Source organism: Vibrio sp. J502, from assembly GCF_025397955.1.
GTDB lineage: Bacteria > Pseudomonadota > Gammaproteobacteria > Enterobacterales > Vibrionaceae > Vibrio > Vibrio anguillarum.
In genome coordinates, this window is record NZ_CP104554.1 from 2,287,966 (window position 1) to 2,302,363 (window position 14,398).

General features: G+C 46.7%; 11 protein-coding genes. 2 read left to right on the forward strand and 9 right to left on the reverse strand.

Annotated features, from left to right (window positions below):
- Positions 1–86: 86 nt before the first annotated feature.
- The 9 genes from N5E84_RS10510 to cysP all read right to left on the reverse strand — a co-directional run bounded on the left by N5E84_RS10510 (position 87) and on the right by cysP (position 10,432).
- Positions 87–1,274 carry an aspartate kinase gene (locus tag N5E84_RS10510; RefSeq protein ID WP_013857703.1) on the reverse strand — a complete coding sequence of 396 codons (1,188 nt, stop codon included), beginning with the start codon at positions 1,272–1,274 and terminating at the stop codon, positions 87–89.
- A gap of 205 nt (positions 1,275–1,479) precedes the next feature.
- Positions 1,480–4,062: an alanine--tRNA ligase gene (gene alaS, locus N5E84_RS10515; protein ID WP_019281907.1), complete on the reverse strand. Its 2,583-nt coding sequence runs from the start codon at positions 4,060–4,062 to the stop codon at positions 1,480–1,482.
- 121 nt (positions 4,063–4,183) lie between these two features.
- On the reverse strand, positions 4,184–4,687 hold the full coding sequence (recX, locus tag N5E84_RS10520; RefSeq protein ID WP_017047536.1) for a recombination regulator RecX: 504 nt from the start codon (positions 4,685–4,687) through the stop codon (positions 4,184–4,186).
- 35 nt (positions 4,688–4,722) lie between these two features.
- The gene (recA, locus tag N5E84_RS10525; protein WP_010320444.1) at positions 4,723–5,769 is read right to left on the reverse strand and encodes a recombinase RecA; all 1,047 of its coding nucleotides are present in this window, start codon (positions 5,767–5,769) and stop codon (positions 4,723–4,725) included.
- Positions 5,770–5,902: 133 nt separating this feature from the next.
- On the reverse strand, positions 5,903–6,394 hold the full coding sequence (gene pncC / locus N5E84_RS10530) for a nicotinamide-nucleotide amidase (protein ID WP_013857707.1): 492 nt from the start codon (positions 6,392–6,394) through the stop codon (positions 5,903–5,905).
- A gap of 114 nt (positions 6,395–6,508) precedes the next feature.
- Positions 6,509–7,636, reverse strand: a complete 1,128-nt coding sequence (locus N5E84_RS10535) for a sulfate/molybdate ABC transporter ATP-binding protein (protein ID WP_019281908.1) — start codon at positions 7,634–7,636, stop codon at positions 6,509–6,511.
- Positions 7,633–8,496 carry a sulfate ABC transporter permease subunit CysW gene (cysW, locus tag N5E84_RS10540; protein ID WP_017046720.1) on the reverse strand — a complete coding sequence of 288 codons (864 nt, stop codon included), beginning with the start codon at positions 8,494–8,496 and terminating at the stop codon, positions 7,633–7,635. Before cysW ends, N5E84_RS10535 begins: the two co-directional genes overlap by 4 nt.
- Positions 8,497–8,506: 10 nt before the next feature.
- Positions 8,507–9,364, reverse strand: coding sequence for a sulfate/thiosulfate ABC transporter permease CysT (gene cysT / locus N5E84_RS10545; protein WP_029388149.1), 858 nt, complete (start codon positions 9,362–9,364; stop codon positions 8,507–8,509).
- Positions 9,365–9,430: 66 nt separating this feature from the next.
- Positions 9,431–10,432 (reverse strand): thiosulfate ABC transporter substrate-binding protein CysP, encoded by a 1,002-nt coding sequence (gene cysP / locus N5E84_RS10550; protein ID WP_019281910.1) that lies wholly within the window; start codon positions 10,430–10,432, stop codon positions 9,431–9,433.
- A 213-nt stretch (positions 10,433–10,645) separates the two neighbouring features.
- Between cysP and cysM the strand changes: the two genes are divergently transcribed.
- Both cysM and mutS read left to right on the forward strand, forming a co-directional pair.
- Positions 10,646–11,536, forward strand: coding sequence for a cysteine synthase CysM (cysM, locus tag N5E84_RS10555; protein WP_029388150.1), 891 nt, complete (start codon positions 10,646–10,648; stop codon positions 11,534–11,536).
- A 242-nt stretch (positions 11,537–11,778) separates the two neighbouring features.
- Positions 11,779–14,367, forward strand: coding sequence for a DNA mismatch repair protein MutS (gene mutS / locus N5E84_RS10560; RefSeq protein ID WP_029388151.1), 2,589 nt, complete (start codon positions 11,779–11,781; stop codon positions 14,365–14,367).
- The last annotated feature ends 31 nt before the right edge of the window (positions 14,368–14,398 follow it).

Here is a 14,398-nt window from a genome sequence, read left to right on the forward strand (position 1 = left end):
CTCCTTGAGTAATCTCTGTATTATATTGCAACTGCGCTATTATCCACTAAAAGTTATATTTTCGTAAACTATCTATTAGTGCGCTCTCACCCTAAAGAGACATGTTTTAGGTGAAAAGCTAATAGCTCATCTGACGTTATATAGGCCTCATGTAAAATATTGGCTGCCTTATCAACATGTTGTGGCTGCATAACTAGCATTAACGATTGTTTATCAACCGAAAGGGAACTCACTTCGATCCCTTGTTCTGCAAGTAATTCACATGAGCGTTCAACTAATTCCTGAGCTAGTAAACCTACCGTGGTCAATAAACTAACGGGTTCACTATTACGGATTTTGTCATTGAAAACCAGAGCTAATTTAGCACAAGCGTCTCGTTTTATAATGACACCTGTCCATTCTGCCTCTTCGATCACACTCCACACTTCCACACCGAGCATTTGGCACTGCTTGGCTAAACTCGGGAAATGATCATGTTGCACAGTAATAAGCGCCATATCGCGTTGAATCGCAATGCCACATACTGCTTTATGACACTGCTCACCTTTGATTAGACTGCCTGCGTTTACATCAAAAGTAGACAGTACGCGTAAAGGAACTTCATTTTCCCACGCATATTGCACACAAGGTAAATGCAGAACTTTAGCGCCTTTACGTGCCATTTCTTCCATTGACGGGAAATCAACGATCTCTAATTTTTGAGCCGTTGCAACCACACGTGGATCACATGTGTAAACACCATCCACATCAGTGAATATTTGACACTCATCGGCTTTAAGAGCTCCCGCTAGCGTCACAGCACTAGTGTCAGAACCTCCACGTCCTAAAGTGGTGATATCCCCATTCTCATTCACACCCTGAAAACCCGCTACCACCACAATATGATCTTGTGCCAGCAACTCGGTAATCGTTCGAGTATCAATCATTTTAATCGTCGCGTCATTGTGTTGATTATCGGTCACAATGTTCGCTTGAGCTCCGGTTAGTGAGCGAGCTGAATAGCCTAATTTATTGAGTGTCATCGCTAATAGCGCCATAGACACTTGCTCACCAGCAGAGAGCAAAACATCAAGTTCCCTTGCAGTTGGTACACTATCGATTTGTTGTGCTAAGCCCAACAGTCGATTGGTTTCTCCTGACATTGCAGAAACAACTACAACCACTTGATTACCATCATTCTTCGCCTTAATGATGTGTTCAGCGACGGTATGTATTCGTTCTATTGAACCCACCGAGGTTCCGCCAAACTTTTGCACGATAAGGGGCTTTTTCACCTATCTTCACCTTCCCAAGACCAAAGTCTCATTAGGACCAAATCGAAAGCAGAGCACTATGTTGAGTATCGATTCAGTAGTTACAAAAACAAAACCAAGCAGATAACTGGCTCGTATCCTATTGCGCCAATTAGACCACTTGGTTTGGTAAATAAAATTACGCCCAATCAAAAAACAGTGATTGAGCGTGACTTATTACAGCGGTTTATAGATGCTCAGCAATCCAAGCATCTACTGAAGCTAAAGCGCCAGGCAAGGCATTAACATCCGTACCTCCCGCTTGAGCCATATCCGGACGGCCGCCACCTTTACCACCCACTTGCAAGGCAACCATATTGACCAGCTCCCCTGCTTTAACTTTAGCGGTAAGATCTTTGGTCACACCCGCAATCAAACCCACTTTATCATCAGCCACATTACCCAGCATGATAATGCCACTGCCTAACTGATTTTTTAGCTCATCAACCATACCACGCAGCGCTTTGTTATCAGCGCCATTAAGTTGAGCAACTAGCACTTTCACACCCGCAATTTCTTTTACATTGCTGATCAGATTGGCACTTTCTTTCGCTGCAAGTTTATCTTTTAACTGCTGCAACTCTTTTTCCAAAGATTTCGCTTTAGCCGCCATTTCAGCCACTTTGACTTCATATTGAGCCTGCTGTTGATCCAATAGATCCAGCGCGCCTTCACCCGTCACCGCTTCAATACGACGAATGCCAGCGGCAATACCGCCTTCAGAAACTATTTTGAATAGGCCGATGTCACCGGTGTTACTTGCGTGAATACCACCACACAGTTCGGTTGAGAAATCACCCATCGACAATACACGAACTTCATCGTCGTATTTTTCACCAAACAGTGCCATAGCACCTTTGGCTTTTGCCGCTTCGATGTCCATAATATTGGTTTCAATCGTGTGGTTACGGCGAATTTGCGCGTTCACTAGACGTTCCACTTCTTTTAGCTCTGCGGGCGTCATTGCTTCTAAATGAGAGAAGTCAAAACGCAAGCTTTCCGCTTTTACCAATGAGCCTTTTTGCGCCACGTGCGTACCTAATACTTGGCGAAGTGCAGCATGCAACAAATGTGTGGCGGAGTGGTTCAGTGAAATTGCAGCGCGGCGCTTAGCATCAACAATGGCTTTCGCTTCATCGCCTTTGGCGAGTACGCCCTCGATAAGTTCACCGTGATGAGCAATGGCGTTGCCGAGTTTTTGTGTATCTTCAACTTTAAACAAGCCCGTGGCCGTTTGAATAACACCCGCATCACCACATTGACCACCGGATTCAGCGTAGAAAGGTGTTTCGCCCAAGATCAAAATCGCTTTATCACCCGCAGATAGAGTGTCAACTTCATTGCCGTCAACAAACATAGCGGCAATGCGGCTCTCGCCTTGTGTCGCGCTGTAGCCACAGAAAGCGGTATTGGTATCAACTTTAATGATTGCATTGTAGTCAGTGCCAAATTGGCCCGCTTCACGCGCTCGTTGACGCTGCTCTTCCATCGCTTTTTCGAAACCTTGTTCGTCAATGGTCAGCTCACGTTCACGTGCAACATCATTAGTTAAATCAGCCGGAAAACCGTAGGTATCGTAAAGTTTAAAGACAGTTTCACCATCCAGTACGCTACCCTCTAAATTATCGAGTGCATCATTGAGGATCGCCATACCGCGTTCAAGAGTGCGACCGAAGTTCTCTTCTTCAATGCGCAGCACTTTTTCTACAAGCGCTTGCTGCTTTTTCAGTTCTTCACCAGCCGTTCCCATCACTTGTGCTAGTGGGCCAACCAGTTTGTGGAAGAAAGCACCTTGTGCGCCCAATTTATTACCATGACGCACCGCTCGACGAATAATCCGACGCAGTACATAGCCACGGCCTTCATTCGATGGCATCACACCATCCACAATCAAGAAAGCACAAGAACGGATGTGATCAGCAACAACGCGTAGCGATTGATTGGAAAGATCGCCATAACCCGTTACATCAGCGGCGGCTTTAATCAAGGCTTGAAACACATCAATTTCATAGTTTGAGTGAACACCCTGCATGATCGCAGAAATACGTTCAATACCCATACCAGTATCAACGGAAGGTTTTGGAAGTGGCTCCATCGTGCCATCGGCATGACGGTTAAACTGCATGAATACGTTGTTCCAAATTTCAATGAAACGATCGCCATCTTCCTCTGCCGAACCTGGAGGACCACCCCAGATATGATCGCCATGATCGTAGAAAATTTCAGTACAAGGACCACACGGACCCGTGTCACCCATTTGCCAGAAGTTGTCTGACTCATAAGCTTTACCACCCGGTTTATCGCCAATGCGAATAATGCGCTCAGCCGGAATGCCTACTTTTTTATTCCAGATATCAAATGCTTCATCATCGGTTTCATACACGGTAACCAGTAGACGATCAGCGGGTAACTTGAGTGTTACAGTAAGAAACTCCCACGCGTATGCAATAGCGTCTTCTTTGAAATAATCACCAAAGCTGAAGTTACCCAACATTTCAAAAAAAGTATGGTGACGAGCGGTAAAACCAACGTTTTCCAGATCGTTATGCTTACCACCAGCTCGCACACAACGTTGCGCCGTTGTTGCACGTGTATAAGCACGCTTTTCTAAACCAAGAAAACAATCTTTAAATTGGTTCATTCCTGCATTTGTGAACAACAGGGTTGGGTCATTAGCGGGGACTAATGATGAACTATCAACAATTTGGTGTCCTTTACTTTCAAAGAACGAGAGGAACGCGCGGCGAACCTCATCAGTGCTCATAAACATGCAGCTCTTCCTGAAATACTCAAGTTAGAATTTTGCGTTATTGTAAAGCATGGACAAGAGTTCGACTAGTTTTCTTATAGAAAAGGCATGGCAGGAAATAAATTGCGGATCAGACGAAGAGTTAAGCTTCCGATGATGATAAAGCGTAGCTAATTTGCTCGAAGCTAAAACCTCGATACTGCAAAAAACGCACTTGTTTGGCATGTTCTTTTGAACCTTTTTCCGCAGGTTCTCTGAATTTTTTTTCAGCCACCGCTTTTGCCAATTCAAACCAATCTTGAGGCTCTTGATGTAAAGCGGTTTCAATATCATCGCTACTGACTCTTTTTTGGCTCAGCTCTTGTCGAATACGCCGCTCACCATGACCTTTAGTGACATGTTGTCTTATTTGACTTGCGGCATAGCGCAGTTCATCCAAATAATGGTTCTCAAGGCAGTAACTCATTGTTTGAACGATAATTTCCGCATCATACCCTTTACTCATGAGCTTTTGCTGTAGCTCATGCTCGCTGTGATCTCGTCGGCTCAGTAATTGCAATGCGCACTCTTTGCACGATAACGTCGATTTGAATTTAGAGGAATACATACTGTCCCTATTGGTCATGGATAAAACAAAGCCCTGCATTGCAGGGCTTTGTTGAAATATAAACGTGGAGAAGATTACAACTCTTCTTCTTGAGGCATTTCGCTCAAAATAGGTTCTTCAACAATTAACTCGGCTGGATTGAGCAGCATTTCACGTAACTTAGTATCAAGAGCCATAGCTGCAGCTGGATTCTCTCTCAAGAATTTACAGGCGTTTGCTTTACCTTGACCAATTTTATCACCGTTATAGCTATACCAAGCGCCCGCTTTCTCAACCAATTTATGTTTCACGCCAAGATCAACCAATTCACCTTCACGGTTAAAACCTTGTCCGTAAAGAATTTGAGTATCCGCTTGTTTAAAGGGAGCCGCGATTTTGTTCTTAACCACTTTAATACGCGTTTCATTACCCACGACTTCGTCACCCTCTTTAATAGAGCCTGTACGACGAATATCTAAACGAACTGAAGCGTAGAATTTAAGGGCATTACCACCTGTTGTGGTTTCAGGGTTACCAAACATCACACCAATTTTCATACGGATCTGGTTGATGAAGATACACATGCAGTTGGACTGTTTTAGGTTACCCGTTAACTTACGCATCGCTTGAGAAAGCATACGTGCTTGCAAGCCCATGTGGCTATCGCCCATTTCACCTTCAATTTCAGCTTTTGGTGTCAGTGCAGCCACAGAGTCAATGACGATAACATCAATGGCACCAGAACGGGCCAAGGCATCACAAATTTCAAGCGCTTGTTCGCCCGTATCAGGTTGTGAAACCAAAAGCTCATCGATGTTTACACCCAGTTTTTTAGCATAAATTGGGTCAAGGGCATGTTCTGCATCGATAAAAGCACAGGTTTTACCCACTCGTTGTGCTGCTGCGATCAATTCCAGCGTTAACGTTGTTTTTCCTGATGATTCAGGGCCGTAGACTTCAACGATACGTCCCATTGGTAAACCGCCAGCACCCAATGCAATATCCAAAGAAAGTGAACCGGTAGAAATGGTTTCAACATCCATTGTACGGTTGTCACCAAGGCGCATGATCGAACCTTTACCAAATTGCTTTTCAATTTGACCCAGTGCTGCGGCTAACGCCTTCTGCTTATTTTCGTCCATTACTTTCTCCAAACTGTCGCTGTGGGTAGCGGCTCGTTAAATTTTTTATCGACTCTTTAGTCGCCAATTGGGGTTAATTATACTGTTGATTCATACAGTGTCTATAGCTGTGTCGAAAAAATTTCGACTAGGTTCAATTTGGCTGCGATAAAAAGTGACTCACCACTTGTAATGCATGAGTAATCGCCTGCTTGCGCACCTGTGCGCGATCACCTTTAAAACAAAGCGTCTCAGCACGTTCCCAGCCTTGCTTAGAAGCCCATGCAAAGCATACCGTTCCCACTGGTTTTTCTGCGCTACCACCGTCAGGACCAGCAATACCACTGATCGCTACACCAATAGTGGCTTGGGAATGCAAAAGTGCTCCTTGTACCATTTCACGCACCACGGGTTCTGAAACCGCGCCAAAATCCACCAGTGTCTGTGCTTTGACACCGAGCATCTCTTGTTTAGCAAGATTACTGTAGGTCACAAACGATCGTTCAAACCAAGCCGAACTTCCTGCAACCTCGGTAAGTGCAAATGCCACACCACCGCCAGTGCATGATTCAGCACTGGTGAGGATCTCTTTTTGTGCTAACAATTGCTGACCTAATTGTTCACTTAATGCAAAAATCGCTTTCATTACGCCCTCTCCAAAGCCACGTTATTTTCGCTTGAACCTTTATAGCAGATTGAATCATCAGAAAACAGAATGGGCACGCAAGCGTACCCATTCTGAATCGTTCGTCCGTTGTATTTAGATCTCAAACATTAAACTATCTGTGTCTAAGAATGGCCAACGAATGGTGTGCGGAGTGCTGCTCTCCCCACCAAAAAAGTAGCCCACTTGTGGTGTAGCAAAGGTTTTGTCGCCTCGTGTGAGTGGTTGTTCACTCAATGCTCTATGGGTTAATTTTGCTTCCCATAATTGCTCACTCTCCCAGCCGACTGGCGCGAGTTCCACTCGCACTTCAGCGCCAACAGGATTGACAGAGACCACTTCAAAAGGCAATGAAGCTTGGCTATTTTGTTTGTTCGATAGGCTCAACTCATGGCTGCGCACATACAACTTTCCTGATTGATTAATCGCGTGATCTTTCGGCGGTAAGATAAACGATTGGCCATTGACCCACTGCTCGTTATTCCAGTTGGCTTGGAATACATTCACATTGCCAAAAAAGTCAAAGACGAAGCGACTGTTCGGTTGAGCATAAAGCTGCACTGGCGAGTCGATCTGTTCGATGCGGCCATTGCTCATCACGACCACGCGATCAGAGAGTTCAAGTGCTTCATCTTGATCGTGGGTGACAAATACGCTCGTAAAACCGAGCTCTTCGTGCAAGCTGCGCAACCAGCGGCGCAATTCTTTACGCACTTTGGCATCCAGTGCGCCAAAAGGCTCATCCAGCAGTAGCACTTCCGGCTTTGTTGCAAGAGCGCGAGCCAAGGCGATGCGCTGCTTTTGCCCGCCGGACAGTTGTTCAGGATAGCGCTCAGCTAAATGGCCAAGTTGTACAATATCTAATAGCTGTTTGACTCTTTTGGTGATCTCCACCGCCGCTGGTCTATGACGGCGATCCATCACTTGCAAACCAAACGCGACATTGTCGGCCACCGTCATATGACGAAAAAGTGCGTAGTTTTGGAACACAAAGCCAACTCGGCGCTCGCGGACGTGGACATGAGTCACATCGCGATCTCTAAAATGAATGGTTCCGCTATCGGCTCCTTCAAGGCCGGCAATAATGCGCAACAAAGTGGTTTTGCCTGAGCCTGAAGGACCAAGTAAGCCAATCATCTCGCCATCATCAATCTGTAACGAGAGCGGAGAGAGCGCTTGAAATTGACCAAATTGTTTGGAAATGTTGTCTAAACGTATACTCATACCGTCTCTTGCTCTCTGTTCGTTTTTGTCTGATTGTTGTGTTGACGCCATTCAACATAAGCTTTAAAAACTAAGGTTAATAATGCAATGAAAGCCAATAGCGAGGCGCTAGCAAACGCCGCTTCCGATTGATAATCTTCATACAGTAGCTGCACATGTAGCGGTAAGGTATTGGTTTCACCACGAATATTGCCAGACACAACTGCTACTGCGCCAAATTCACCAATGGCACGCGCATTGGTTAGGATGACACCGTAAATCAGTGCCCACTTTATATTTGGTAAGGTGACGCGACGAAACAGTTGCCACCAAGATGCACCCAAAATAACCGCCGCTTCTTCATCTGATCGGCCTTGCTGCTGCATCAGCGGGATCAGCTCACGCGCGACAAACGGGCAAGTCACAAAAACCGTGACCAATAAAATTCCCGGCCAAGCAAACATCACTTGCAGATCGCGCTCAAACAACCACTCACCTAACCAGCCGCTGCTGCCGTAAAGCAGTAAATACAGAAGGCCTGCAACAACCGGTGATACGGCAAACGGAATATCAATTAAAGTGGTTAATATTTTTCTACCCGGAAATTCAAAACGAGTCACAGCCCAAGCCAATAATACGCCAAACACTAAGTTAATTGGCACCGTGAGTAGCGCAACTAACAGTGTTAAACCAATGGCATGACGCGTATCGGGTTCAATTAAATGACTAATATAAGTCGATAAACCACTGGCAAAGGCTTGTTTGAAAATGCTCACTAGCGGGATAATCAGCAACAATGCAACCCAAAACAGCGCAAAGCCAATCAAACTCCACTTCACCCAAGGTGCTTCTCCGACTCGTAACGGTTGATGTGCTTTCATCATCGGTTCCTTAACGTCCATGAATTCGACGCAGGTATGCGCCTTGCCATAGATTGATCAGTAGTAGCAGCGATAACGATGCCATCAATACTACCGAGGCAATGGCACTCGCCGCCGGAAAATCAAATTCTTGTAAGCGTACAAAAATCATTAATGAGGTAATTTCACTGACGTAAGGCATATTGCCCGCAATGAAAATCACTGCACCAAACTCGCCCAAGCTACGCGTAAATGAGAGTGCAATACCAACCAATAGTGCTGGACGAATCGAAGGCATGATCACTTTCCAAAATACGGCGCTGTCTGATGCGCCTAACGTCATTCCCGCTTCTTCCTCTTCTTTGGAGATCTCCTCCAAGACGGGTTGTACCGTGCGCACCACAAACGGAATACTGGTAAACGCCATCGCGACAACAATCCCCAAGGGGGTATAAGCCACTTTAATTCCAAGCTCGCCAAGTACGCTGCCCACCCAGCCATTGGATGAGTAAAGCGTCGCCAACGTGATGCCTGCAACGGCGGTAGGCAAAGCAAACGGTAAATCGACTAAAGCATCAAGAATACGTTTGCCATAAAAATCATAACGAACCAGTACCCAAGCGAGTAATAATCCTAGCAAGCCATTAAACAATGAGGCGATGAGTGCCGCGCCCACCGTTACTTTGTAACTGGCCAGTACACGAGGGTCCGCCACCACCTGCCAATACTCGGTGAGCGACATTTGGCTCGTCTGCATAATCAAACCACTGGCGGGCAATAGCAGCACTAAGCTGACAAAAAACAGCGAAGTACCGAGGCTAATACCAAATCCGGGTAGCACCCTTTTATGGCGTGGGCGAGATAAAGAAGCGGTGAAGGAATTGCTCATAAACCCTCGAAACAAAACGGATGCGTAAGAAAACCACCCACACTCAGCGCAGGTGGCGATGACGAATTAACGACGTTGAAGTTGGTCAAGCTTCGCGCCATTGGCAAAATGAAGTTTCATGGCACTTTCCCACCCGCCAGCAATGCTCTCAACTGTTAGCAATTCAACTTCAGGGAAGCGATCAGCAAATTCTGCGTTCACTTTCTCATCATGAACGCGGTAGTTAAACCCAGCCAGTAAACGTTGCGCTTCTTCACTGTACAGATAAGCGAGATATTCTTTGGCTACCTCAAGCGTGCCTTTACGCTTGGCATTTTTTTCCACCACGGCCACGGGAAACTCGGCCAAGATAGAGGTCTTAGGCACCACTACTTGATATTCATCCACGCCATACTGCTGACGAATATTGTTCACTTCAGATTCAAACGTAATCAGCACATCGCCAATGCCACGTTCAACAAACGAAGTAGTCGCACCACGGCCACCAGTATCAAATACCGCGACATTGGCTAAAAATTGTTTGAGGAATTGATCCTGTTCGGCTTGGTTCTCTTTGCCAAAAGTCTTTTGTGCATAACCGACCGCGGCCAAATAGGTATAACGTGCATTGCCTGAAGTTTTAGGATTGGGGAATACAGAAGCCACATCAGCTTTAGCGAGATCGCCCCAATCTTGAATATTTTTTGGATTCCCCTTGCGCACTAAAAATGCGGTCGTGGAATAGTAAGGTGAGCTTGCATTGGGCAATTTTTCTTGCCAATTAGCATCGATAAGCTTGCCGCGATCGTGCAGCACCTGAACATCCGTTACCTGATTGAATGTCACTACATCGGCGGCTAACCCCTGCAAAATTGAGCGAGCTTGCGCAGATGACCCACCGTGCGACTGTTTGATCTCCACTGTTTGGCCTGTCTTTTGTTGCCAGTGTTTTTCAAACACTGGGTTATAAGAAGCAAACAGCTCGCGAGCGATGTCGTACGATGAGTTGAGAATGGTTTGATCCGCGGCCGAAACATTCAACGATCCTACGGCTAATAAGCTGGCTAAGGCTGACTTGATGAACTTCATATATTGCTACTCCCTAATCACTACGGCCAAAATGGCGTCCTTGGCAATTAGAGTATGAGGAAAATGAATTATAACAAAGAGGATAACTAGAACTTTTTGGAATAAACTCTAGCAATAAATTGTATGCCAATTACCAGCACGACTTTATAGTAGTGTTCGGTAAGGTGGATACGTCATCTTACTCTTCCGACTAAAAAAATTAAGGACAACATGATGGCGGACTTTCCAACGATTGAAGCATATGTCGGGCAAACGCCTTTAGTTCGCTTGCAGCGACTGGCGGCTCACACCTCAAGCACCGTATTGGTCAAGCTAGAAGGCAATAACCCAGCAGGTTCAGTCAAAGATCGCCCAGCACTCAATATGATAGTGCAAGCAGAGCGTCGCCAAGAGCTCCAACCGGGCGATACCATCATTGAAGCGACCAGCGGCAACACGGGTATTGCGCTGGCAATGGCGGCCGCCATCAAAGGCTACAAAATGATTTTAATCATGCCAGATAATGCCACCCAAGAGCGTAAAGACGCGATGAAAGCGTATGGTTGTGAGCTCATTTTAGTCAGCAAACAACAAGGCATGGAAGGAGCGCGCGATTTAGCATTAAAAATGCAAAGTGAAGGCAAAGGAAAAGTACTCGATCAATTCAATAACCCCGACAACCCGCAAGCTCATTTTGATTCAACTGGCCCAGAAATTTGGCAACAAAGCCACGGGGAAATCACCCACTTTGTCTCAAGTATGGGCACAACGGGCACCATCATGGGCACTTCTCGCTATCTAAAAACGAAAAATCCAGAGATAAGCATTGTCGGTTTACAACCAGCAGAAGGCAGTGCAATTCCGGGCATTCGCCGCTGGCCTCAAGCTTATTTACCCGGCATTTTTGAATCATCACGTGTTGATGTGGTACTCGATATCGAAGAGCAAGATGCCATCAATACGGCTCGTGCTTTGGCAACCCAAGAAGGTATTTGCGCTGGCGTCAGCTCTGGAGGCGCCGTTTTCGCTGCGTTACAAATCGCGCAACAAAATCCCGGAGCGGTGGTTGTCGCCATCATTTGCGATCGAGGCGATCGTTATCTCTCATCCGGTCTTTTTTCTTAGATCAAATATCCAACCCAACGGGCTAATCAGTGCTGACGCGCTCATCACTCTTTAGCCCTTGGCTTTGCTTCCACATCAGCATCCCTTGATTGCTCAGCAATAGCGAAGTTTGTTATCCTCTCCAACTATTTAAATGCATGTTCTGACGATTCTTTTTAACTCATGTCAGAGCTAAGGCCGCTGACATTCCTGTACAGTGGTCATTTTCACAGTCAGCCATTGATAATCGAGTGACGAATAACATGAGCAAATCCAGCGCATCTTCCGCCGAGTCTTCACCACAGCACACCCCGATGATGCGGCAATATCTGCAATTGAAAGCCGAAAACCCCGATATTCTGCTCTTTTATCGGATGGGCGATTTCTACGAGCTGTTTTACGATGACGCTAAACGCGCATCGCAATTGCTGGAAATATCACTAACCAAACGCGGTGCTTCTGCGGGTGAGCCTATTCCAATGGCGGGCGTTCCCTATCACGCCGTGGAAGGTTACTTAGCGAAATTGGTACAGCAGGGCGAATCCGTCGCGATTTGTGAACAAATTGGCGATCCTGCCACCAGCAAAGGCCCCGTTGAACGTAAAGTGGTGCGGATTGTCACGCCCGGCACGGTCACGGATGAAGCCTTGCTCTCTGAGCGAGTCGATAACTTAATTGCTGCCATCTACCACCACGATGGTCGCTTTGGCTACGCAACCTTAGACATCACTTCAGGGCGCTTCCAACTGAGTGAGCCAGAAACCGAAGAGGCGATGGCCACCGAACTGCAACGCACCGCACCGCGCGAACTGCTCTTCCCTGAAGATTTCACGCCAGTCACTTTAATGGGCAATCGCAAAGGAAACCGTCGCCGCCCTATTTGGGAATTTGAGTTAGAGACAGCAAAACAGCAGTTGAACCAACAATTTGGTACGCGTGATTTGGTCGGTTTTGGCGTAGAACAGGCTAAACTGGGCTTATGCGCCGCTGGCTGCTTGATTCAATACGTGAAAGATACGCAGCGCACTGCACTGCCTCATATTCGTTCGCTGACGTTTGATCGCCAAGATCACTCGGTGATCTTAGATGCCGCCACGCGCCGTAATTTAGAGATCACGCAGAACTTGTCCGGTGGCTTTGATAACACCTTAGCGGAAGTGCTCGATCACTGCGCCACCCCAATGGGCAGCCGCATGCTCAAACGCTGGTTACACCAACCGATGCGCTGTATTGATACGCTGAATCTACGCCTTGATGCGATCGGCGAGTTGAAACAGCTTGCTCTGTTTAGTGAATTACAACCTGTGCTGAAACAGATTGGCGATATTGAACGTATTCTTGCTCGTTTGGCATTGCGTTCCGCTCGCCCAAGAGACTTAGCACGCCTGCGACATGCGATGCAGCAATTGCCGCAGCTCAGTGAAATACTGCAACCCTTATCGCAACCCCACTTAGTTCAGTTAACTCATCATGTACAGCCATTGGATGAGCTGTGCACACTGCTTGAGCGAGCGATCAAAGACAACCCACCAGTTGTGATTCGTGATGGTGGCGTGATTGCCGATGGCTACAGCGCCGAACTGGATGAATGGCGTGATTTAGCCAACGGCGCAACCGAATACTTGAATAAATTAGAAGCTGAAGAGCGCGAACGTCACGGCATTGATACGCTAAAAGTCGGCTACAATGCGATTCACGGTTTCTACATTCAAGTCAGCCGTGGCCAGAGTCACCTTGTTCCTCCCCACTATGTGCGCCGCCAAACGCTGAAAAATGCCGAGCGTTATATTATTGCCGAGCTAAAAGCGCATGAAGATAAAGTGCTCAACTCGAAATCAAAAGCACTGGCAGTGGAAAAGCTGCTTTGGGAAGAGTTATTTGACTTATTGTTGCCTCATTTAGAGCAGATGCAAAACCTTGCATCTTCGCTATCGCAGCTCGATGTGTTGCAAAACCTTGCCGAGCGCGCTGAAAGCTTAGATTACTGTCGCCCGACCTTGAGTAAAGAGCCAGCGATCCATATCCAAGCGGGCCGTCACCCTGTCGTTGAGCAAGTGATGAATGAACCCTTCATTGCCAACCCAATTGAGCTCAATCCGCAACGAAAAATGTTGATCATTACCGGGCCTAACATGGGCGGTAAATCGACCTACATGCGCCAAACTGCATTGATTACTTTATTAGCGCATATCGGTTGCTATGTGCCAGCAGAAGCAGCACACATCGGTTCGATTGACCGCATCTTCACCCGCATTGGTGCATCGGACGATCTCGCCTCTGGTCGCTCTACTTTCATGGTTGAAATGACCGAAACTGCCAACATTTTGCATAATGCGACACAAAATAGCTTGGTATTGATGGATGAAATTGGCCGCGGCACCAGTACCTATGATGGGTTATCACTGGCTTGGGCAAGTGCACAATGGCTCGCAAGCCAAATTGGCGCGCTAACGCTATTTGCCACTCATTATTTTGAACTGACCGAGCTGCCAAACCAGTTACCTCACTTAGCCAACGTGCATTTAGATGCCGTGGAACATGGCGATAGCATTGCCTTTATGCATGCGGTTCAAGAAGGGGCGGCAAGTAAATCTTACGGCCTAGCAGTGGCAGGTCTTGCTGGCGTGCCTAAAACAGTGATCAAAAACGCGCGCGCTAAACTGTCGCAGCTCGAGTTATTGAGCCAACAGCAGCCCAATGGCAGCAAAAGCTCAACCGTAGATATTGCTAATCAACTCAGTTTGATCCCAGACCCAAGCGAAGTCGAACAGGCATTAGCAGCTATTGATCCTGACGATCTAACGCCTCGCCAAGCGTTAGAAGCGCTTTATCGCTTGAAGAAGCTAATATAACAATCTGATATTAAAAATAAAAAAGGCATCG

What these genes read in the sequence shown, in the direction of transcription:
- alaS (WP_019281907.1), bottom strand. Translation starts at nt 4,062, where the DNA reads ATGTTTATGAGCACTGATGAGGTTCGCCGCGCGTTCCTCTCGTTCTTT.
- recX (WP_017047536.1), bottom strand. Translation starts at nt 4,687, where the DNA reads ATGCAGGGCTTTGTTTTATCCATGACCAATAGGGACAGTATGTATTCC.
- recA (WP_010320444.1), bottom strand. Translation starts at nt 5,769, where the DNA reads ATGGACGAAAATAAGCAGAAGGCGTTAGCCGCAGCACTGGGTCAAATT.
- pncC (WP_013857707.1), bottom strand. Translation starts at nt 6,394, where the DNA reads ATGAAAGCGATTTTTGCATTAAGTGAACAATTAGGTCAGCAATTGTTA.
- N5E84_RS10535 (WP_019281908.1), bottom strand. Translation starts at nt 7,636, where the DNA reads ATGAGTATACGTTTAGACAACATTTCCAAACAATTTGGTCAATTTCAA.
- cysW (WP_017046720.1), bottom strand. Translation starts at nt 8,496, where the DNA reads ATGAAAGCACATCAACCGTTACGAGTCGGAGAAGCACCTTGGGTGAAG.
- cysT (WP_029388149.1), bottom strand. Translation starts at nt 9,364, where the DNA reads ATGAGCAATTCCTTCACCGCTTCTTTATCTCGCCCACGCCATAAAAGG.
- cysP (WP_019281910.1), bottom strand. Translation starts at nt 10,432, where the DNA reads ATGAAGTTCATCAAGTCAGCCTTAGCCAGCTTATTAGCCGTAGGATCG.
- cysM (WP_029388150.1), top strand. Translation starts at nt 10,646, where the DNA reads ATGGCGGACTTTCCAACGATTGAAGCATATGTCGGGCAAACGCCTTTA.
- mutS (WP_029388151.1), top strand. Translation starts at nt 11,779, where the DNA reads ATGAGCAAATCCAGCGCATCTTCCGCCGAGTCTTCACCACAGCACACC.